Here is a 17,502-nt window from a genome sequence, read left to right on the forward strand (position 1 = left end):
AACCCCGGCTTGTGCCGTTGCCGTTGCCGTCAGCGGGTGCCGGGCCGCAGGCCCGGCCGAACCCCTCAATTGCGCTGGAACAGCGCCTGCACATCCTTCCGGAACGCCGCCTGGCTGTCCGCCCGGCTGTAGAACATGTGCCCGCCCGGATAGCTCCGCACCTGCACCCGGTCCGGGTTACTGCCCATCGCCGGCATCTGGTCCACCGTCAGGATCGAACCCATGAACGGGCACGACAGGTCATTCCAGCCGTGCACGATCAGCACCTGCAGATGCGGGTCGATCGCCACCGCCTGGCGCAGCTGGGTCACCGCACCCTGGCGCAGTTCGCCGTTGCGGTCCCACAGCCGGTTCACCTCGTAGTTCAGCGCCTGGTAGCGCGCATCCACCTTCCAGCCGACCACGCGCGTCACGAAGTCGACCATCGCCGTGGTGGTCGGCGCGATGATGCTGTCCAGCAGAGGATCGTTGGCACGCTGCTCCGGATCGTTCGGGAACGGATCGAACGCGGTCACGTTGGAATCGTAGCGGCTGCCCAGCGTGCCCTTGTCGCGGAACACTTCGCGCAGGTAGGCCTGGGTTTCCAGGCGGCCGCCGGCACGGCGCACGAACTGCGGGTCAAGCCCGGTCAGCTCGGTTACCCGGCGCAGCATCGCCTCGGTCGCCTGCGGATCGCTGCGGCCCTTCATCAGCGCGTTGGCGTAGTCGCCACGGGTGTACTCGACCACCTCGCGCATCGCCGCGTCGGTCAGCTTGCCCTGGCGCTCCAGGTGCGCGGCCGCGATCGACGGCAGCGTCTGCATCCACGCCATCGGCGAGACGTCGGCGTTGTCTTCCAGCGTCGGGCTGAGGTACGGCGACACCAGCACCAGGCCGTTCATCGCCACGCCCAGCCGGGTCTGCAGGAAGTGGGTGATGCGCGGGCCGCGATAACCGCCGTAGCTCTCGCCGGTCAGGTACTTGCGTGACGCCATGCGCTGGTTGCGCAGCAGCCAGTCGTAGATCGAGCGCGACAGGTACTCGATGTCGGCACTGGGGTTGTACAGCTGCTTCTTCGCCTCGTCATCGCCGATGCGCGCGCGGCTGAAACCGGTGCCGACCGGATCGATGAACACCAGGTCGGTGAAATCCAGCCAGGTACCCGGGTTGTCATGCAGGGTGGCCGGCGCCGAGGCGCTGTCGCCCTCCGAACCGAAGGTGACCACCTTGGGCCCGATCGCGCCCATGTTGAGGTAGACCGACGAGGCACCGGGGCCGCCGTTGAGCGCGAAGGTCACCGGCCGGTCCTTGCCCGGCATCGTGTAGGCGGTGAACACCACATCGGCGATCACCTTGCCCTTGTCATCGCGCACCGGCAGGGTGCCGACCGTGGCGGTGTAGTCGAGGCTGCGCCCGGCCAGGCGCATGCTCTGGCGGACCGAGGCATCGGCCGGCAGGGCGGGCGCTTCGCTCTTGTCATCCTTCTGATCGGGTTTGGCGTCGGCCGGTGCGGCCAGCACGCTGGCAGGGGCGATGAGCAGGCCGACGCAGAGCGCGGCAGTGTGCAGCAGGGACTTCATGGCACCGTATCGGCAACGGAAGGGGGTTCCGATGCTAGGCCGGTGGGTGCCGCACCGGATGTGTCCAAAGGCATGCCTGAGCGCGCTGGCCGGTTGCGGCCAGATTGGGTCAAGCGGTCAGGGCGGTTGCCGCTTCGTCGTTGGCCAACAGGCCGTAGACGGCCGAGTCCGAAAGCTCACCCTGGATGCGCCAGCGCTGGCGCAGCACCCCCTCGCGGTGGAAGCCCAGGCGGTCAAGCACATGTGCCGAGGGTACGTTGCGTGGATCGATCTCGGCTTCGATACGGTGCAGGTGCAGGGTGCGGAACAGATAGCCCAGCATCTGCTGCAGGGCCTCATGCATGTATCCCTGGCCCTGGCGGTCGGGCGCCAACAGATAGCCGATCTCGGCCCGCATGGCCTCGCGATCAATGGCAAACGCAACGCAGATGCCCAGCAGTGGGCCGTTGGGCGATTCGCGCACGGCCAGCTTCAACTGGGTACCGATGGCGTGCGCGGCAAGATCGTCGTCGATCTGTTCGCGGGCTTCGGCCGGACGCGTCCAGGCCGGGTGGTTCCACCAGCGCATCACGTCCGGATTGGACTGCAGCGTGAACAGCGCGGCCGCGTCGTCACGGCGGATCGGGCTCAGCACCAACCGGGCGCTGTGCAGCGGCAGGGCGGGGAACAGCAACGAGTGGCTGGCCAATACGATGGTCCACACGGGTGGACGCGCATTATGGCGCCGCCGGGTTTGCCGATGGCGGCGGGATGGGGCCGGAGCGGCTGGGGTCGGAGCCCTTTCCGCAGGAAAGGGCTCCGACCCCGCGCCGGCATCAGACTTCCAGCGACGCCAGGTCGCCCTTGCTCTCCAGCCAGCCCTTGCGGTCGGAGGCGCGCTTCTTGGCCAGCAGCATGTCCATCAGCGAGTGGGTCTGCTCGCCATCGTCCACGGTCAGCTGCACCAGGCGGCGCGTATCCGGGTGGATGGTGGATTCACGCAGCTGCGGCGGGTTCATCTCGCCCAGGCCCTTGAAGCGGGTCACGTTGATGGCGCCCTTGATCTTCTCGCGTTCGATCTTGTCCAGCATCGAGCGCTTTTCTTCCTCGTCCAGGGCGTAGAACACCTGCTTGCCCACGTCGATGCGGAACAGCGGCGGCATCGCCACGAACACGTGGCCGGCATCGACCAGCGCCGGGAAGTGCTTCAGGAACAGCGCGGTCAGCAGCGTTGCGATGTGCAGGCCGTCGGAGTCCGCGTCGGCCAGGATGATGACCTTGCCGTAGCGCAGGCCGCTGATGTCATCCTTGCCCGGGTCGCAGCCGATGGCGATGGCCAGGTTGTGCACTTCTTCCGAGGCCAGCACGCTGTTGGACGAGACTTCCCAGGTGTTCAGGATCTTGCCGCGCAACGGCATGATGGCCTGGAAGTCCTTGTCGCGGGCCTGCTTGGCGCTGCCGCCTGCCGAGTCACCTTCCACCAGGAACAGCTCGGTACGCGACAGGTCCTGGCTGATGCAGTCGGCCAGCTTGCCGGGCAGGGCCGGGCCCTGCGTGACCTTCTTGCGGACGACCAGCTTCTCGGTCTTCAGGCGCGCGCTGGCGCGCTCGATGGCGATCTGCGCGATCTTCTCGCCCAGCTCCACGTTCTGGTTCAACAGCAGGCTGAACGCATCGTGGGCGGCGCCTTCGACGAAACCGGCCGCCTGGCGCGAGGACAGGCGTTCCTTGGTCTGGCCGCTGAACTGCGGGTCGGTCATCTTCAGCGACAGCACGAACGACACGCGGTCCCACACGTCTTCCGGGGCCAGCTTGACGCCACGCGGCAGCAGGTTGCGGAAGTCGCAGAACTCGCGCAGCGCCTCGGTCAGGCCGGTACGCAGGCCGTTGACGTGGGTGCCGTGCTGGGCGGTGGGAATCAGGTTGACGTAGCTTTCCTGCACCAGTTCACCTTCCGGCAGCCAGGCCACGGCCCAGTCCACCACCTCAGTGTCCTTCTTCAGGTTGCCGACGAACAGGTCGGCCGGCAGCGATTCGCGCTCGCCCAGTTCCAGCTTCAGATAATCGCGCAGGCCGTCTTCGTAGTACCAGGTATCGACTTCGCCGGTGGCCTCGTCGGTCAGCTTGACGGTCAGGCCAGGGCACAGCACCGCCTTGGCGCGCAGCAGGTGCTTGAGCGCGCGCACCGCGAACTTCGGCGTATCGAAGTACTTCGGGTCCGGCCAGAAGCGCACGCGGGTACCGGTGTTCTTCTTGCCGACGGTGCCGACCACTTCCAGCGGGGTGGCGCGGTCGCCATTGCGGAAGGTGATGCGGTGCTCGGCACCTTCGCGCTTGATGTGCACTTCCACCAGGGTCGACAGCGCGTTGACCACGCTGACGCCGACGCCGTGCAGGCCGCCAGAGAAGGTGTAGTTGTTGTTGCTGAACTTGCCGCCCGCATGCAGGCGGGTGAGGATCAGCTCGACACCCGGGATCTTCTCTTCCGGATGGATGTCCACCGGCATGCCGCGGCCGTCATCGCTGACCTCCACGCTGCCGTCCTTGTACAGGGTGATCTCGATCGAGCGGGCGTGGCCCGCGAGGGCCTCGTCCACCGAGTTGTCGATCACTTCCTGCGCCAGGTGGTTCGGGCGCGCGGTGTCGGTATACATGCCGGGACGGCGCTTGACCGGGTCAAGGCCGGACAGGACTTCAATATCGGCGGCGTTATAGCGGGCGTTCATCTATCTTCTAAAGCGCGGAGCGACGCGCAAGTGTGCGGTCTGTGCGGCGAATTTGCACGCCTGCGGTTCAGCCTCGGCGGCGGGGAGGGGGTAAAATGGCAGTCGCTGGAATCTGAACGCCGGCGACCCCTGTTGGGTCGAAACATCCAAGCCATACCGCGAGGAGGACCTCATGAAGAAGTTGCTGACCATTGCGATCCTGGCCGCTGCCGCCGTTGCAGTGCCGCTGGTGGTGGCGCAGAACGCCGGCCAGCCGGCCCCGCAGCAGGGTGACCAGGCCGACAAGGCGCAGGCCGAAGCCGATGCCAAGGCCAAGCGCCGCGCCCAGGCCAATGCCGAAATGAAGGCGCAGGGCCAGCCGGCCCCGCAGCAGGAAGAGGAAGAAGAGGCGAGGAAGAAGAAGTAATCCTTCCACCCTCCGAAGCCCTTGCCGCAAGGGATTCGCCCCCCGACGCCCCGCCCAGCGGGGCGTTTCTTTTGGGTGATGGCCGCAACTGCCTCTTGGGTTGGCGGCCATCAATCTGTAAACTATGGCTTTCCGGGAGTAAGTGCGTGTCCACCCTTTGCGAATGGGCTGGCACGGCCATGCGTGGTCGCCAGCAATGCGGGTCGCAGGTGACGGTCGATATGACCGGCACGGCCGCCCCGACCTCGCAGGGTGGTCCCCGTCCGGCGCCTGCCGCCGCACGGCCCAGCACCTCCCTCGCTGCCCCAGCGAACCGGAAAACCCCCTTCAAGCTCCATGCCCGCCCTCCGGGTGCGCGTGGTGCTGCCGTTTTCCATTTCCAGACAGGATGCTTGCAGCCATGACTCCCTTGATTTTCGTAACCGGCGGCGTGGTGTCCTCGCTCGGCAAAGGCATTGCCGCTGCGTCACTGGCCGCCATTCTCGAAGCCCGTGGCCTGAAGGTCACGATGATGAAGCTCGACCCGTACATCAACGTCGACCCGGGCACCATGAGCCCGTTCCAGCACGGTGAGGTCTACGTCACCGACGACGGCGCCGAGACCGACCTCGACCTGGGCCACTACGAGCGCTTCGTGCGCACCCGCCTGAGCCGCAAGAACTCGGTCACCACCGGCCGCATCTACGAGAACGTGATCCGCAAGGAGCGCCGCGGCGACTACCTGGGCGCGACCGTGCAGGTCATTCCGCACATCACCGACGAGATCCGCCGCTGCATCGATGAAGCCACCGAAGGCTACGACGTGGCGCTGGTCGAGATCGGCGGTACCGTCGGCGACATCGAGTCGCTGCCGTTCCTGGAAGCGATCCGCCAGGTGCGCACCGAGCGCGGCCCGGAGAAGGCGCTGTTCATGCACCTCACCCTGGTGCCGTACATCGGCGCCGCCGGTGAACTGAAGACCAAGCCGACCCAGCACTCGGTGAAGGAGCTGCGCTCGATCGGCATCCAGCCGGACGTGCTGCTGTGCCGCTCCGAGCAGGCCGTGCCGGATTCGGAGCGCCGCAAGATCGCGCAGTTCACCAACGTCTCCGAGCGCGCCGTCATCAGTGTGCCGGACGTGGACGTGCTGTACCGCATTCCGTCGGGCCTGCACGCGCAGGGCCTGGACGAGATCGTGGTCAACCAGCTGAAGCTGGCCGACAAGGTGGGCCCGGTCGACCTGTCGATGTGGGAGGACGCGGTCGACGCGACCCTGCATCCGCTGGACGAAGTGACCATCGCCGTGGTCGGCAAGTACGTCGATCACCAGGACGCCTACAAGTCGGTCGGCGAAGCCCTCAAGCACGGTGGCCTGCGCCAGCGCACCAAGGTCAACCTGAAGTGGCTGGAAGCGCAGGATCTGGAAGGCACCGACATGGCCGCACTGGCCGATGTCGACGGCATCCTGGTGCCCGGTGGCTTCGGTGACCGTGGTTTCGAAGGCAAGGTGCTGACCTCGAAGTTCGCCCGCGAGCAGCAGGTGCCGTACTTCGGCATCTGCTACGGCATGCAGGCGGCCGTGGTCGACTACGCGCGCAATGTGGTGGGCCTGGAAGGTGCAAACAGCACCGAGAACGACCGCCAGTCGCCGAACCCGGTGATCGGCCTGATCACCGAATGGCGCACCGCCACCGGTGATGTCGAGAAGCGCGACGACAAGAGCGACCTCGGCGGCACCATGCGCCTGGGCCTGCAGGAGCAGCGCCTGAAGCCGGGCACGCTGGCCCGCGAGCTGTACGGCAAGGACGTGGTCGCCGAGCGCCATCGCCACCGTTACGAGTTCAACAACCGCTACCGCACCCAGCTGGAAGATGCCGGCCTGGTGATCGCCGGCAAGTCGATGGACGACACCCTGGTGGAAGTGGTGGAACTGCCGCGCGATGCGCACCCGTGGTTCCTGGCCTGCCAGGCGCATCCGGAATTCCTGTCCACGCCGCGTGACGGCCACCCGCTGTTCATCGGTTTCATCCGCGCCGCGCGCGAGCGCAAGGCCGGCGGCAAGCTGCTTTCCGAAGCGCGCGCCTGACTTGTGAATGGGGGCTTCGGCCCCCATCCTGCATGCTTCAACCCCCAGCGCACCGGCCCGGCCGGTGCTGCGGACAACAAGGAAACGCCATGAAACTGTGTGGATTCGAGGTCGGGCTGGACCAGCCCCTGTTCCTGATCGCCGGCCCCTGCGTGATCGAGTCGATGCAGCTGCAGCTCGATACCGCCGGCAAGCTGAAGGAGGTCACCGACAAGCTCGGTGTCAACTTCATCTTCAAGTCCAGCTTCGACAAGGCCAACCGCACTTCGGGTACCGCCTTCCGCGGCCCGGGCATGGAGGAGGGCCTGAAGGTCCTGGCCGAGGTCAAGAAGCAGATCGGCGTGCCGGTGCTGACCGACGTCCACGAGTACACCCCGATGGATGAAGTGGCCTCGGTGGTGGATGTGCTGCAGACCCCCGCGTTCCTGGTCCGCCAGACCGACTTCATCCGCAAGGTGTGCTCGGCCGGCAAGCCGGTCAACATCAAGAAGGGCCAGTTCCTGGCGCCGTGGGACATGAAGCCGGTCGTGGAGAAGGCCAAGGCCACCGGCAATGAGCAGATCATGGTCTGCGAGCGCGGTGCCAGCTTCGGCTACAACAACCTGGTCAGCGACATGCGTTCGCTGGCGGTGATGCGCGATACCGGTTGCCCGGTGGTGTTCGACGCCACCCATTCGGTGCAGCTGCCGGGCGGGCAGGGCACCAGTTCCGGTGGCCAGCGCGAGCACGTGCCGGTGCTGGCCCGTGCCGCCGTGGCGGTGGGCATCTCCGGCCTGTTCGCCGAGACCCATCCGGACCCGTCCAAGGCGCTGTCCGATGGCCCCAATGCGTGGCCGCTGGACCAGATGGAAGCCCTGCTCGAGACCCTGATGGAACTCGACGCGGTGACCAAGAAGCACGGCTTCTCGCGCTTCGCGTGAGTCGTGACCCGTGGGTGGCGCTGGAAGCCCAGCGTCATCGCCGGCACTGGAAGCAGTGGCCTTGGGGCCTGATCGCACTGGGCCTGGCGGTGCTGTTCACCGTGGGCATGTTCGGGCTGGCATTGATCGGCGCAGCGTCCGTGCGGCCACCGGGTGATGGTGGCAGCGCACTCAATCTGCGCGCGTACTTCATCGCGCTGCTGGTGGCGGAGCTGCTCGGCGCCGTGGGCTGCGTCGCTGCCGCCGTGCTGGCCTGGCGCCTGAATCGCGGCAAGGTGATGGCTGGCCTGGCGATCATCCTGCTTTTGCTGTGGTTCGGTGCCCTGTTCTACGGAGTGCTTTGATGAATACGACCACGTCGGCGCGCGGCTGGCCCTGGGGTCTGATCGCTCTGGGCCTGGCCGTGTTGACCTGGATGGCCCTGGTGGTGGGCGTGCTGGCCTTCACGTCCGGCTTCCGGCCGCCGGGAGACGGAAACAACGGCGTGCAGGCCACGCAATGGTGGATGCTGGGCGCGTTGGTCACGATGGTGCTGTCCTTCCTGGGCTGCCCGGTGGCGATGGTGCTGGCCTGGCGTCGGCAGCGTGGCCCCATCCTGGCGGCGATTGCCGGTGCATTGCTGGTGATGCTGGTGTCGATGGTCCTGATCGTGATCGGGTCCAGCTGGGGCTGAAGCCGCCTGCGCCATTTGGCAAGTGGCGGGCAGCCGGGGATAATCACGCGGCATTCGTTTTGTCGCCCCCTCTCCATACAGGTAACCGGCCCGACCATGAGTACGATCCGCAGCATCCACGCCCGTGAAATCCTCGACAGCCGTGGCAACCCCACGCTGGAAGCCGAAGTCATCCTGGAGGACGGTTCGTTCGGTCGCGCCGCGGTTCCCTCCGGCGCCTCGACCGGCACCAAGGAAGCGGTCGAGCTGCGTGATGGCGACAAGACCCGTTACCTGGGCAAGGGCGTGCGCAAGGCCGTCGACAACGTCAACACCACCATTGCCAATGCGCTGAAGGGCTTCGAGGCCACCGACCAGGACGGCCTCGACCGTCGCCTGATCGACCTCGACGGCACCGAGAACAAGGGCCGCCTGGGCGCCAACGCGCTGCTGGGTGTTTCGATGGCCGCCGCGCACGCCGCCGCCGCATCGAGCAAGCAGGCGCTGTGGCAGTACCTGGCCGCCAAGACCGGCGTGACCCCGTCGCTGCCGGTGCCGATGATGAACATCATCAACGGCGGCGCACATGCCGACAACAACGTCGACTTCCAGGAATTCATGGTGCTGCCGGTCGGCTTCACCTCGTTCTCCGAAGCGCTGCGCGCCGGTACCGAAATCTTCCATTCGCTGAAGTCGGTGCTGAAGGGCCACGGCCTGAGCACGGCGGTGGGCGATGAGGGCGGCTTCGCGCCGGACTTCCGCAGCAACGTCGAAGCGCTCGACACCATCCTCGAAGCGATCGGCAAGGCCGGCTACACCGCCGGTGAAGACGTGCTGCTGGGCCTGGACGTGGCGTCCAGCGAGTTCTTCGAGAACGGCAAGTACAACCTGGTCGGCGAGAACAAGCGCCTGACCTCCGAGCAGTTCGTCGACTTCCTCGCCGACTGGGCCGCGCAGTACCCGATCATCACGATCGAAGACGGCCTGGCCGAGAACGACTGGGCCGGCTGGAAGCTGCTGACCGACCGCATCGGCAAGAAGGTGCAGCTGGTGGGTGACGACCTGTTCGTGACCAACCCGAAGATCTTCCAGGAAGGCATCGACTCGGGCACCGCCAACGCGATCCTGATCAAGGTCAACCAGATCGGCACCCTGAGCGAAACCCTGGAAGCGATCGCCATGGCCGACCGCGCCGGTTATGCCGCTGTGGTCTCGCACCGTTCGGGCGAAACCGAAGACACCACCATCGCCGACATCGCAGTGGCTACCACCGCCACCCAGATCAAGACCGGTTCGCTGTGCCGCAGCGATCGCGTGGCCAAGTACAACCAGCTGCTGCGCATCGAGGAAGCCCTCGGTGCCGGCGCGCGTTACGCCGGTCGTGACGCGTTCGTTTCGCTGAAGCGCTGAGCCGATGCGCGACTGGCGCTGGATGCTGCTGGTGCTGGCCCTGCTGCTGGGCTGGCTGCAGTACCGCTTCTGGTTCGGTCCGGGCAATTCGGGCGAAGTGATGATGCTTGAAGCCCAGGTCGCCAATCAGGAGCGGGACAATGAGGGTCTGCAGCAGCGCAACGACGCGCTCGCTGCCGAAGTGAAGGACCTCAAGGAAGGCCAGTCCGCCATCGAGGAGCGCGCACGCAGCGAGCTGGGCATGATCAAGCCCGGCGAGAAGTTCTATCGTGTGGTCGAGGATGCGCCGGTCCACCCGGCGCAGCCTGCGGCAGGTGTCAGTGCGCAGGTTGGCGACCACCCGGCGGACGTGCCATGAGTGCGGCCATCTGGGTCGTGGTTCCGGCTGCGGGCCGTGGCACCCGCTTCGGCGCGCCGTTGCCCAAGCAATACCTGCAGGCAGGGGGACAGATCCTGCTTGCCCATACCCTGGACGCCCTGCTGGCGCACCCGGCCGTGGCCGGGGCGATGGTGGTGATCGGCCAGGACGACGCCGACTGGCCCGGCTGGAACGAGTGGGCGGGCAAGCCGGTGCTGACCTGCATCGGTGGCGCGACCCGTGCCGCTTCGGTGCTGGCTGGCCTGCAGGCGCTGCCGGAGACGGTGCGCGCTGATGAGTTCGTACTGGTCCACGATGCCGCGCGGCCGAACTTGTCGCCGGCCGATCTCGGCCGCCTGCTTGAGGTCGGCCGTGCCGACCCGGTCGGCGCGATCCTGGCTGCCCCGGTGCGCGACACGCTCAAGCGTGCGGGTGACGACGGTGGCATCGATGGCACCGAGCCGCGCGAACGCCTGTGGCGTGCACTGACCCCGCAGCTGTTCCGTCGCCATCAGCTCAGCCGCGCGTTGTCCGAAGCCGCGGCCGCCGGTGTCGACGTCACCGACGAGGCCATGGCCATGGAGCGCCAGGGCCAGCGCCCGCTGCTGGTGGAAGGCAGCGAGGACAACTTCAAGGTCACCACCCCGGCCGATCTGGACCGGTTCGAATTCGTACTTTCCCGCCGCGCTGGCTGATTGCCCGCGCGGCCCTGCTGCAAGGGTTGCATCCATGATCACCGCACCGTTCCCGCCCGTCCGCATCGGCCAGGGCTACGACGTCCATGCCTTTGGCGAAGGCGATCACATCATGCTCGGCGGGGTGAACGTACCGCACAGCTGCGGCGTGCTCGCGCACAGCGACGGCGACGTGATCCTGCACGCCCTGTGCGATGCGATGCTCGGCGCGCTGGCGCTGGGCGACATCGGCCAGCATTTCCCGCCGAGCGACGACCGCTGGAAGGGCGCCGACAGCAGCGAGTTCGTGCGCCACTGCGACAGCCTGCTGCGCGAGCGTGGCTGGCGCGTCGGCAACACCGACATCACCGTGATCTGCGAGCGGCCCAAGGTCGGCCCGCATGCCCTGGCCATGCGTGAGCGCATCGGCGAGCTGCTGCAGTTGCCGCTGGATACGGTCAGCGTGAAGGCAACCACGTCGGAGAAGCTGGGTTTCACCGGGCGCGGTGAAGGCATTGCCGCACAGGCGGTCGTGTTGCTGGTGGCGGCATGATCCCGCTGCCGCTCGCGTTCGGTGCGCCGTTGTTGACGGCGCGCATCCGCACCACGCCGGAAGATTTCCAGGTCGACGAGCTGCCCGCCTTCGAGGCGACCGGCGAAGGCGAGCACCTGTTGCTGCACATCCGCAAGCGCGGTGCCAACACCGTGCATGTGGCCAAGCTGCTGGCCAAGTGGGCAGGCCTGCCGGAAATGGCGGTGAGCTACGCGGGCATGAAGGATCGCCACGCGGTCACTACCCAGCGTTTCAGCGTGCATCTGCCCAAGCGCGTTGCGCCGGACCTGGCCGAGCTGGCCGGTGACGAGATCGAAGTGATCGAGTCCACATGGCACAACCGCAAGCTGCAGCGTGGCGCACTGGCTGGCAACCGCTTCAAGCTGGTGCTGCGCGAGGTGCAGGGTGATGCCACTGCGATCAGCGAGCGCCTGCAGCAGATTGCCGGGCGTGGCCTGCCGAACTGGTTCGGTGAGCAGCGCTTCGGCCGCGACGGCGGCAACGTGCCGGCGGCACTGGCGATGTTCGGTGGCCGCCGCATGCGCAAGGACCAGCGTTCATTGCTGCTGTCGGCGGCCCGCTCGGCTCTGTTCAACCGCGTGCTGGCCTCGCGCGTGGAGCAGGGCAACTGGGATCAGCCGCTGGACGGCGAAGTGTGGATGCTCGATGGCAGCCGCAGTGTGTTCGGCCCCGAGCCGTACACCGACGTGCTGGCCGAGCGCCTGGCGCGCTTCGACATCCATCCCAGTGCGCCGCTGTGGGGCGAAGGCGAACTGCGCAGTGCCGATGCGGCACGCGAGCTGGAGCTGGCCGCGCTGGACGACGAGGAATCGAAGGCGCTGCGGGCCGGCCTGGAAGACGCGCGCCTGAAGCAGGAGCGCCGCGCGCTGCGCCTGCGCCCGGCGCTGCTGCAGCACCAGTGGTTGGCCGATGACGTGCTGGAGCTGTCGTTCGCATTGCCGCCCGGCTGCTATGCCACCGCCGTGCTGCACGAGCTCGGCCCCGTCGAAGACGCCTCGCAGGCTTGACCGGGCGCGCGGTTTTCGCGTGCCGCTGGAAGAGCAGTCGACTGACAGTCGACTCTACACCGCTGTGCTGCACGAGCTCGGCCCCGTCGAAGACGCCTCGCAGGCCTGACCGGGCGCGCGGTTTTCGCGTGCCGCTGGAAGAGCAGTCGACTGACAGTCGACTCTACACCGCTGTGCTGCACGAGCTCGGTCCGGTCTGAGCAGAGCGCGCGGTATCCGCGTGCCGCTGGAAGAGCAGTCGACTGACGGTCGACTCTACACCGCTGTGCTGCACGAACTCGGTTCGGCCTGAGCAGGGCGCGCGGTAGAGTCGACTGTTAGTCGACTTGCGCGCGCAGCGCGGGGTATTCGCGTGCCGCTGGAAGAGCAGTCGACTGACAGTCGACTCTACCTGGACACATGGCGTCCCCATTTTTCATCGACGCGCCAGCAGCACCAGCACCGCGCCGGTACCGCCTTGCCCGGTTGGCGCCGAATGGAACGCCAGGACGTCGTTGCGCAGCCGCAGCAGGCGGTCGACCAGGTTCTTCAGTACTGGCGCGCCACCATCGGACTGCAACCCCTTGCCGTGGATGATGCGCACGCAGCCGTACTCGTGTGCATGCGCCTCCAGCAGGAACTGGCGCAGCAGCGTCTCCGCCTGCGCGGCAGTGGCACCATGCAGGTCCAGTTCGTCCTGCACCGAATACTGGCCACGCTTCAGGCGCTGGAACAGGCGCGGCGGCAGGTTGTCGCGGCGATAGCTGGCCACGTCGCCGGCTTCCAGCGGGGTGCTGTCGCGCAGCAGCCGGGCGAACTCGCCGGCCGCTTCGGCCTCGTCGCGTTCGGCCATGCGCGCGCGCGGCTTCGGCCGGGGCGCGGCGGGGGCCGGCTCGGCATCCTTGCGCAGCGGCGTCACTTCGCCGATGGCCGCACGGAACAATGCGGCCGGATCTTCGTCTTCAGGGTGCGACATGCGCACAGGGTAAACCGCCGGCGCAGGTCTGCCTATGACGGTTCGATGTCGGTCGTGACCGCCGGCAGGGTAGGACCGGCGGCTCGCATGCGGCACAATAGATGATGCCCTTGCAGGGTCGACGGCTTCCGCAGGGAGCACGACGGTCCCGCCCACACTGCACGGTGACGGAATCGAATTCTTGGAAAATCAAGCGGTTAAATCGAAGATGCGAATCCTGGTGAGTAACGACGACGGTGTCGACGCCGCAGGCATCCGGATGCTGGCCTCGGTGCTGCGCGAGGCTGGACACGAAGTCACGGTGGTCGCACCCGACCGCGATCGCTCCGGTGCCAGCAACTCGCTGACCCTGGACCTGCCGATCCGCCTCAAGCGCATCGACCATTACACCGTCTCGGTGGCAGGTACGCCCACCGACTGCGTGCACCTGGCGCTGACCGGCCTGCTTGAATTCGAGCCAGACATTGTCGTGTCCGGCATCAACAATGCTGCCAACCTCGGCGATGACGTGATCTATTCCGGCACCGTCTCGGCGGCGATGGAAGGTCGTTTCCTCGGCTTGCCGGCGGTTGCTGTTTCACTGGTCAGCCGCAATCACGACCCGAAGCATTTCGAGACCGCAGCGCGCGCCGCGGTCGAGATCGTTGCCCGGCTCAAGGCCGATCCGCTGCCCGCCGACACCATCCTCAACGTCAACGTGCCGGACCTGCCGTGGAACGAGGTCAAAGGCTTCGAGGTCACGCGCCTGGGCAACCGCCATCGCGCCGAAGGCTGCATCGCGCAGAAGGACCCGCGCGGCAACGAGGTCTACTGGATCGGCCCGGCCGGTCGTGAGCAGGACTCCGGCCCCGGTACCGATTTCCACGCGGTACGCACCGGCCACATCTCGATCACCCCGATCCAGGTCGACCTGACCCGCTACCAGGCCCTGGAGAAGGTGGCCAGCTGGGTCGGCGGCCTCAGCGCCGCGCTGGACCAGCCGGCATGAGTCCACGCCTTCGCCTGCAACCGGAAGCCGTTGGTATCGGCATGACCTCGCAGCGCGTGCGTGACCGCCTGGTCGATCGCCTGCGCGAGGCCGGCATCGTCGACGAGTCGACCTTGAATGCGATCCGGGTGGTGCCACGTCATCTGTTCATCGACGAAGCGCTTGCGTCACGCGCCTACGAAGACACCGCCCTGCCGATCGGCCACGGCCAGACCATCTCCCAGCCGTGGGTGGTGGCGCGCATGACCGAAGCCGTGCTGCAGGTCTCGCCGAAGAAAGTGCTGGAAGTCGGTACCGGTTCCGGCTACCAGGCTGCCGTGCTCGGCGCGCTGGGCCTGGAAATCTACACTGTCGAGCGCATCGGCGACCTGCTGCGACAGGCGCGCAAGCGCTTCCGTGCGCTTGGCATGAACATCCGCACCAAGCATGACGACGGCCGCGCCGGCTGGGCCGAGCATGGCCCGTTCGATGCCATCGTGGTCACCGCTGCAGCGCCCGCACTGGTCGATGAACTGGTCGGGCAGCTGGCCGAGGGCGGCCGCCTGGTGGCGCCGGTCGGTGGGCCGGGCGGGCAGTCGCTGGTGCAGCTGGACCGCAAGGCTGACGGCAGCATCGAACAACGCGTGCTGGCGCCGGTCACCTTCGTGCCGCTGCTGTCCGGCATGCTCGACTAATCCACGGAGCAGGGTTGCATGAAGATTTTCGGGCCGCTGTACGAGCGGGCGATGAAGTGGGCGGCGCACGAACGCGCGCCGACCTACCTGACGGTGTTGAGCTTCTTCGAGGCGATCATCTTCCCGGTGATGCCGGAAGTGATGCTGGCGCCGATGTGCGTGGCCCAGCCCAAGCGTGGCTGGTGGTTTGCCACCCTCAGCCTGGCCGGCTCGATGGTCGGCGCGCTGGTCGGCTATGCACTGGGTCATTACGCCTTCGAGGCGATCAAGCCGCTGTTCGAAGCGCTGGGCATGCTGCCGGCCATCGAGCAGGGCATCACCACCGTGCAGGCGAAGATGGCCGAGTCGCCCTGGGCGGTGTTCACCTTCCTGGTGCTGGGCGGATTCATGCCCATCCCGATGAAGGTCTTCACGTGGGCATCGGGTATCGTCGGCGTACCGATGCCGCAGTACCTGCTGAGCATGCTGATCGGTCGTGGCAAGCGCGTGTTCGTGCTGGCTGCGGTCATCCGTATCGGTGGTGCGCGTGCTGAAGCGGCACTGCGTCGCTGGATTGAACCGCTGGGCTGGATCGCCACCGCGTTGGTGGTGGTGCTGATCGCCTGGCTTGTATGGAGGTCGAAGTTCGCATGAGTCCTGATCGTCTGAGCAAGGGAGTGCGCATCGGCGCGCTGGCGTTGCTGGTTTCCACCCTGGCCGCCTGCGGCACCGCCACCGTGGTCCGCCCGGGTGGCGGCAGCACCGGTGGCGTGACCACGCCGAAGACCTCGGTGCCCAAGCCCGGGCAGACCGTGGTGGTGCGCAAGGGCGACACCATCTATGCGCTGGCCCGCATCCATGACATCACCCCGGCCGACCTGATCGCCTGGAACAGCCTGGACAACCCGTCGACCATTCATCCGGGCCAGGTGATCCGCCTGTATCCGGCCGGTGCCAGCGGTGGCCGCGCGCCGACCACGGTGGTGACCCCGCCGCGTTCCGGCGGTGGCAGCACGGGCAGCACCGCGCCGACCACCGCCCCGGTGGGCCCGGTGAAGAGCAATATCGCCTGGCGCTGGCCGGCCGATGGCGCGATCGTCGGGCGCTACGTGGCCGGTGACGCAACCAAGCAGGGCGTCGATATCGCCGGCACCAGCGGCCAGGCGGTGAAGGCCACCGCCAATGGCGTGGTGGTGTACTCCGGTGCCGGCCTGGTCGGCTACGGTGAGCTGATCATCATCAAGCACAGTGACCAGTGGCTGTCGGCCTATGGCCACAACCGCAAGCGCCTGGTGAACGAAGGCCAGAGCGTGAAGGCCGGCGAGCAGATCGCCGAGATGGGCCGTACCGGTGCGAACCGCGACATGGTCCACTTCGAGATCCGCTATAACGGCAAGCCGGTCGACCCGCAGCAGTACTTGCCGGCACGCTGACGCAGGCAGAGACGGGCAGCGCCAGATGTAGAGCCGAGCCATGCTCGGCTGCTCTTCGCTGCGATGCGGCGCCGCCCGGGCGTGGGCTCGGGCGCAGGCCACGGGTGATCCAGGGTAGGGCCGGGGCATGCCCGGTGTGCGCCCAGGCTGAACGGTAATGGCCGTTTACGACCCTGATTGCCGTGTCTCCATCTTCCCGGTCAACCGCGAACGCGGCATCCTGCCGCAGACCCCATCGCCTGTGGTGCCGCATGATCCGCCGCCTTCCTGTTCTGGCGTTGCTTGCCATCCCGCCGCTGGCCACCGCGGCCAGCGATCCGCATGAGGTCGTCTCGCGCTTCTACGCCGCCCTGCAGGCCAGTGGGCCAGACCAGGCCGCGATTGCGCCGCTGCTCGGCGATGCCCTCCGCTCAGCCATCGATGCGCAGCGTGCATATGAACAGGCCTGCACCGCACTGGCGGCGCCCGACGAAAAGCCGCACATGCTCGACCAGAGCCCGTATCTGATGGCGCCGGATCGGCCGGAAACGGTAAAGGTGGGGCTGCCCGCGACGAGCGGCGATGCCGGTTGGGTGCCCGTCGAAATGGCAATAGGCGACTATCGCTGGACCGACCGGGTCCTGCTGCAGAGGCAGGGCCAGGACTGGAAGCTCATGGATATCCGCTGGGGCCAGGGCGGCAACCTGATCGGGCGGCTGAAGGACTTCTCGGCCTTCCGTTGTACCGCCACGCACGGGTAGCGCCGGGCCATGCCCGGCGGCACCACGTCAGCCTTCGAGAATGAAGGCGGCGGCAACCTTGCGGCCTTCGCCTGCAAGGATGTTGAAGGTGCGCGCGGCGGCCGGATTGTTCATCACTTCCAGGCCGATCCCGCGCGACAGGCAGGCGGCCATCACCACCGCCGGCGGGAACACCTGGCGGTCACCGGTGCCAAGCACGATCAGTGCCGGATTCAGCGCCAGGATCGGCTCCAGGTCGGCCAGCTGCAGTTCGGCGGCCTGCTTCACCGGCCAGCGCTCGACCAGCTGGTCCGGGGTCAGGAAGAAGCTGCTGCCCAGCACCAGCTCGTTGACCCGGGCCGAGCGGCCGTCGGCGGCGCGCAGGCTGTAGGCGTAATCGGACGGTTCGTGGTTCAGCTGCATG

Annotated in this window: 20 protein-coding genes; 15 read left to right on the forward strand and 5 right to left on the reverse strand. The window is 67.2% G+C overall.

Going from position 1 to position 17,502, the window contains the following annotated elements; genetic code table 11:
- Positions 1 to 65: 65 nt before the first annotated feature.
- From QP552_RS07670 to parE, 3 genes are all read right to left on the reverse strand, one after another.
- Entirely contained in the window at positions 66 to 1,559 is a 1,494-nt protein-coding gene (locus tag QP552_RS07670) for a S10 family peptidase (RefSeq protein ID WP_286075480.1), read from the reverse strand.
- Positions 1,560 to 1,668: 109 nt separating this feature from the next.
- The gene (locus QP552_RS07675) at positions 1,669 to 2,247 is read right to left on the reverse strand and encodes a GNAT family protein (protein ID WP_286075481.1); all 579 of its coding nucleotides are present in this window, start codon (positions 2,245 to 2,247) and stop codon (positions 1,669 to 1,671) included.
- A 127-nt stretch (positions 2,248 to 2,374) separates the two neighbouring features.
- Positions 2,375 to 4,264, reverse strand: coding sequence for a DNA topoisomerase IV subunit B (gene parE, locus QP552_RS07680; RefSeq protein ID WP_111111340.1), 1,890 nt, complete (start codon positions 4,262 to 4,264; stop codon positions 2,375 to 2,377).
- Positions 4,265 to 4,436: 172 nt separating this feature from the next.
- Here parE and QP552_RS07685 point away from each other — a divergent pair, with 172 nt between their 5' ends.
- The 10 genes from QP552_RS07685 to truD all read left to right on the forward strand — a co-directional run bounded on the left by QP552_RS07685 (position 4,437) and on the right by truD (position 12,330).
- On the forward strand, positions 4,437 to 4,670 hold the full coding sequence (locus QP552_RS07685; RefSeq protein WP_049429546.1) for a hypothetical protein: 234 nt from the start codon (positions 4,437 to 4,439) through the stop codon (positions 4,668 to 4,670).
- Between the two features lie 400 nt (positions 4,671 to 5,070).
- The gene (locus QP552_RS07690) at positions 5,071 to 6,735 is read left to right on the forward strand and encodes a CTP synthase (protein ID WP_106548957.1); all 1,665 of its coding nucleotides are present in this window, start codon (positions 5,071 to 5,073) and stop codon (positions 6,733 to 6,735) included.
- 89 nt (positions 6,736 to 6,824) lie between these two features.
- A complete protein-coding gene (gene kdsA, locus QP552_RS07695; protein ID WP_014036736.1) occupies positions 6,825 to 7,655 on the forward strand; it encodes a 3-deoxy-8-phosphooctulonate synthase in 831 nt (276 codons plus the stop codon).
- Positions 7,652 to 7,999 (forward strand): hypothetical protein, encoded by a 348-nt coding sequence (locus tag QP552_RS07700; RefSeq protein WP_286075484.1) that lies wholly within the window; start codon positions 7,652 to 7,654, stop codon positions 7,997 to 7,999. The genes kdsA and QP552_RS07700 overlap by 4 nt, the downstream gene beginning before the upstream one ends.
- Positions 7,999 to 8,328 carry a hypothetical protein gene (locus QP552_RS07705; RefSeq protein ID WP_106548955.1) on the forward strand — a complete coding sequence of 110 codons (330 nt, stop codon included), beginning with the start codon at positions 7,999 to 8,001 and terminating at the stop codon, positions 8,326 to 8,328. Before QP552_RS07700 ends, QP552_RS07705 begins: the two co-directional genes overlap by 1 nt.
- A gap of 96 nt (positions 8,329 to 8,424) precedes the next feature.
- Positions 8,425 to 9,717: a phosphopyruvate hydratase gene (eno, locus tag QP552_RS07710; protein ID WP_106548954.1), complete on the forward strand. Its 1,293-nt coding sequence runs from the start codon at positions 8,425 to 8,427 to the stop codon at positions 9,715 to 9,717.
- 4 nt (positions 9,718 to 9,721) lie between these two features.
- A complete protein-coding gene (gene ftsB, locus QP552_RS07715) occupies positions 9,722 to 10,075 on the forward strand; it encodes a cell division protein FtsB (protein WP_005412924.1) in 354 nt (117 codons plus the stop codon).
- Positions 10,072 to 10,770: a 2-C-methyl-D-erythritol 4-phosphate cytidylyltransferase gene (ispD, locus tag QP552_RS07720; protein WP_286075488.1), complete on the forward strand. Its 699-nt coding sequence runs from the start codon at positions 10,072 to 10,074 to the stop codon at positions 10,768 to 10,770. The genes ftsB and ispD overlap by 4 nt, the downstream gene beginning before the upstream one ends.
- Before the next feature lie 34 nt (positions 10,771 to 10,804).
- Entirely contained in the window at positions 10,805 to 11,302 is a 498-nt protein-coding gene (gene ispF / locus QP552_RS07725; protein WP_286075489.1) for a 2-C-methyl-D-erythritol 2,4-cyclodiphosphate synthase, read from the forward strand.
- A complete protein-coding gene (truD, locus tag QP552_RS07730; protein WP_286075490.1) occupies positions 11,299 to 12,330 on the forward strand; it encodes a tRNA pseudouridine(13) synthase TruD in 1,032 nt (343 codons plus the stop codon). Before ispF ends, truD begins: the two co-directional genes overlap by 4 nt.
- A gap of 415 nt (positions 12,331 to 12,745) precedes the next feature.
- On the opposite strand, the gene QP552_RS07735 is transcribed toward truD, so the two are convergent.
- Positions 12,746 to 13,285 carry a Smr/MutS family protein gene (locus QP552_RS07735; protein WP_005409007.1) on the reverse strand — a complete coding sequence of 180 codons (540 nt, stop codon included), beginning with the start codon at positions 13,283 to 13,285 and terminating at the stop codon, positions 12,746 to 12,748.
- 208 nt (positions 13,286 to 13,493) lie between these two features.
- On the opposite strand from QP552_RS07735, the gene surE reads away from it, so the two are divergent.
- From surE to QP552_RS07760, 5 genes are all read left to right on the forward strand, one after another.
- Positions 13,494 to 14,273 (forward strand): 5'/3'-nucleotidase SurE, encoded by a 780-nt coding sequence (surE, locus tag QP552_RS07740; protein ID WP_012510655.1) that lies wholly within the window; start codon positions 13,494 to 13,496, stop codon positions 14,271 to 14,273.
- Positions 14,270 to 14,947, forward strand: a complete 678-nt coding sequence (locus tag QP552_RS07745; protein ID WP_049429575.1) for a protein-L-isoaspartate(D-aspartate) O-methyltransferase — start codon at positions 14,270 to 14,272, stop codon at positions 14,945 to 14,947. The genes surE and QP552_RS07745 overlap by 4 nt, the downstream gene beginning before the upstream one ends.
- A gap of 18 nt (positions 14,948 to 14,965) precedes the next feature.
- A complete protein-coding gene (locus tag QP552_RS07750; RefSeq protein WP_014036746.1) occupies positions 14,966 to 15,580 on the forward strand; it encodes a YqaA family protein in 615 nt (204 codons plus the stop codon).
- Complete coding sequence (locus tag QP552_RS07755) at positions 15,577 to 16,359, forward strand: peptidoglycan DD-metalloendopeptidase family protein (protein WP_106548951.1); 783 nt, start codon at positions 15,577 to 15,579, stop codon at positions 16,357 to 16,359. The genes QP552_RS07750 and QP552_RS07755 overlap by 4 nt, the downstream gene beginning before the upstream one ends.
- 251 nt (positions 16,360 to 16,610) lie before the next feature.
- Positions 16,611 to 17,099, forward strand: a complete 489-nt coding sequence (locus QP552_RS07760) for a hypothetical protein (RefSeq protein WP_111113572.1) — start codon at positions 16,611 to 16,613, stop codon at positions 17,097 to 17,099.
- 27 nt (positions 17,100 to 17,126) lie between these two features.
- Here QP552_RS07760 and QP552_RS07765 read toward each other — a convergent pair whose 3' ends face one another.
- On the reverse strand, positions 17,127 to 17,501 hold the full coding sequence (locus QP552_RS07765; protein ID WP_111113573.1) for an Mth938-like domain-containing protein: 375 nt from the start codon (positions 17,499 to 17,501) through the stop codon (positions 17,127 to 17,129).
- Position 17,502 lies beyond the last annotated feature (1 nt).

The organism is Stenotrophomonas sp. 59 (genome assembly GCF_030291095.1).
Classification (GTDB): Bacteria; Pseudomonadota; Gammaproteobacteria; order Xanthomonadales; family Xanthomonadaceae; genus Stenotrophomonas; species Stenotrophomonas maltophilia_Q.

Excerpts from the sequence above, each read along its gene's own strand:
- ftsB (WP_005412924.1), top strand. The coding sequence starts at position 9,722 with ATGCGCGACTGGCGCTGGATGCTGCTGGTGCTGGCCCTGCTGCTGGGC.
- QP552_RS07690 (WP_106548957.1), top strand. The coding sequence starts at position 5,071 with ATGACTCCCTTGATTTTCGTAACCGGCGGCGTGGTGTCCTCGCTCGGC.
- QP552_RS07670 (WP_286075480.1), bottom strand. The coding sequence starts at position 1,559 with ATGAAGTCCCTGCTGCACACTGCCGCGCTCTGCGTCGGCCTGCTCATC.
- kdsA (WP_014036736.1), top strand. The coding sequence starts at position 6,825 with ATGAAACTGTGTGGATTCGAGGTCGGGCTGGACCAGCCCCTGTTCCTG.
- eno (WP_106548954.1), top strand. The coding sequence starts at position 8,425 with ATGAGTACGATCCGCAGCATCCACGCCCGTGAAATCCTCGACAGCCGT.
- QP552_RS07755 (WP_106548951.1), top strand. The coding sequence starts at position 15,577 with ATGAGTCCTGATCGTCTGAGCAAGGGAGTGCGCATCGGCGCGCTGGCG.
- surE (WP_012510655.1), top strand. The coding sequence starts at position 13,494 with ATGCGAATCCTGGTGAGTAACGACGACGGTGTCGACGCCGCAGGCATC.
- QP552_RS07765 (WP_111113573.1), bottom strand. The coding sequence starts at position 17,501 with ATGCAGCTGAACCACGAACCGTCCGATTACGCCTACAGCCTGCGCGCC.
- truD (WP_286075490.1), top strand. The coding sequence starts at position 11,299 with ATGATCCCGCTGCCGCTCGCGTTCGGTGCGCCGTTGTTGACGGCGCGC.
- QP552_RS07760 (WP_111113572.1), top strand. The coding sequence starts at position 16,611 with ATGATCCGCCGCCTTCCTGTTCTGGCGTTGCTTGCCATCCCGCCGCTG.
- QP552_RS07685 (WP_049429546.1), top strand. The coding sequence starts at position 4,437 with ATGAAGAAGTTGCTGACCATTGCGATCCTGGCCGCTGCCGCCGTTGCA.
- ispF (WP_286075489.1), top strand. The coding sequence starts at position 10,805 with ATGATCACCGCACCGTTCCCGCCCGTCCGCATCGGCCAGGGCTACGAC.
- ispD (WP_286075488.1), top strand. The coding sequence starts at position 10,072 with ATGAGTGCGGCCATCTGGGTCGTGGTTCCGGCTGCGGGCCGTGGCACC.
- QP552_RS07735 (WP_005409007.1), bottom strand. The coding sequence starts at position 13,285 with ATGTCGCACCCTGAAGACGAAGATCCGGCCGCATTGTTCCGTGCGGCC.
- QP552_RS07750 (WP_014036746.1), top strand. The coding sequence starts at position 14,966 with ATGAAGATTTTCGGGCCGCTGTACGAGCGGGCGATGAAGTGGGCGGCG.
- QP552_RS07705 (WP_106548955.1), top strand. The coding sequence starts at position 7,999 with ATGAATACGACCACGTCGGCGCGCGGCTGGCCCTGGGGTCTGATCGCT.
- parE (WP_111111340.1), bottom strand. The coding sequence starts at position 4,264 with ATGAACGCCCGCTATAACGCCGCCGATATTGAAGTCCTGTCCGGCCTT.
- QP552_RS07745 (WP_049429575.1), top strand. The coding sequence starts at position 14,270 with ATGAGTCCACGCCTTCGCCTGCAACCGGAAGCCGTTGGTATCGGCATG.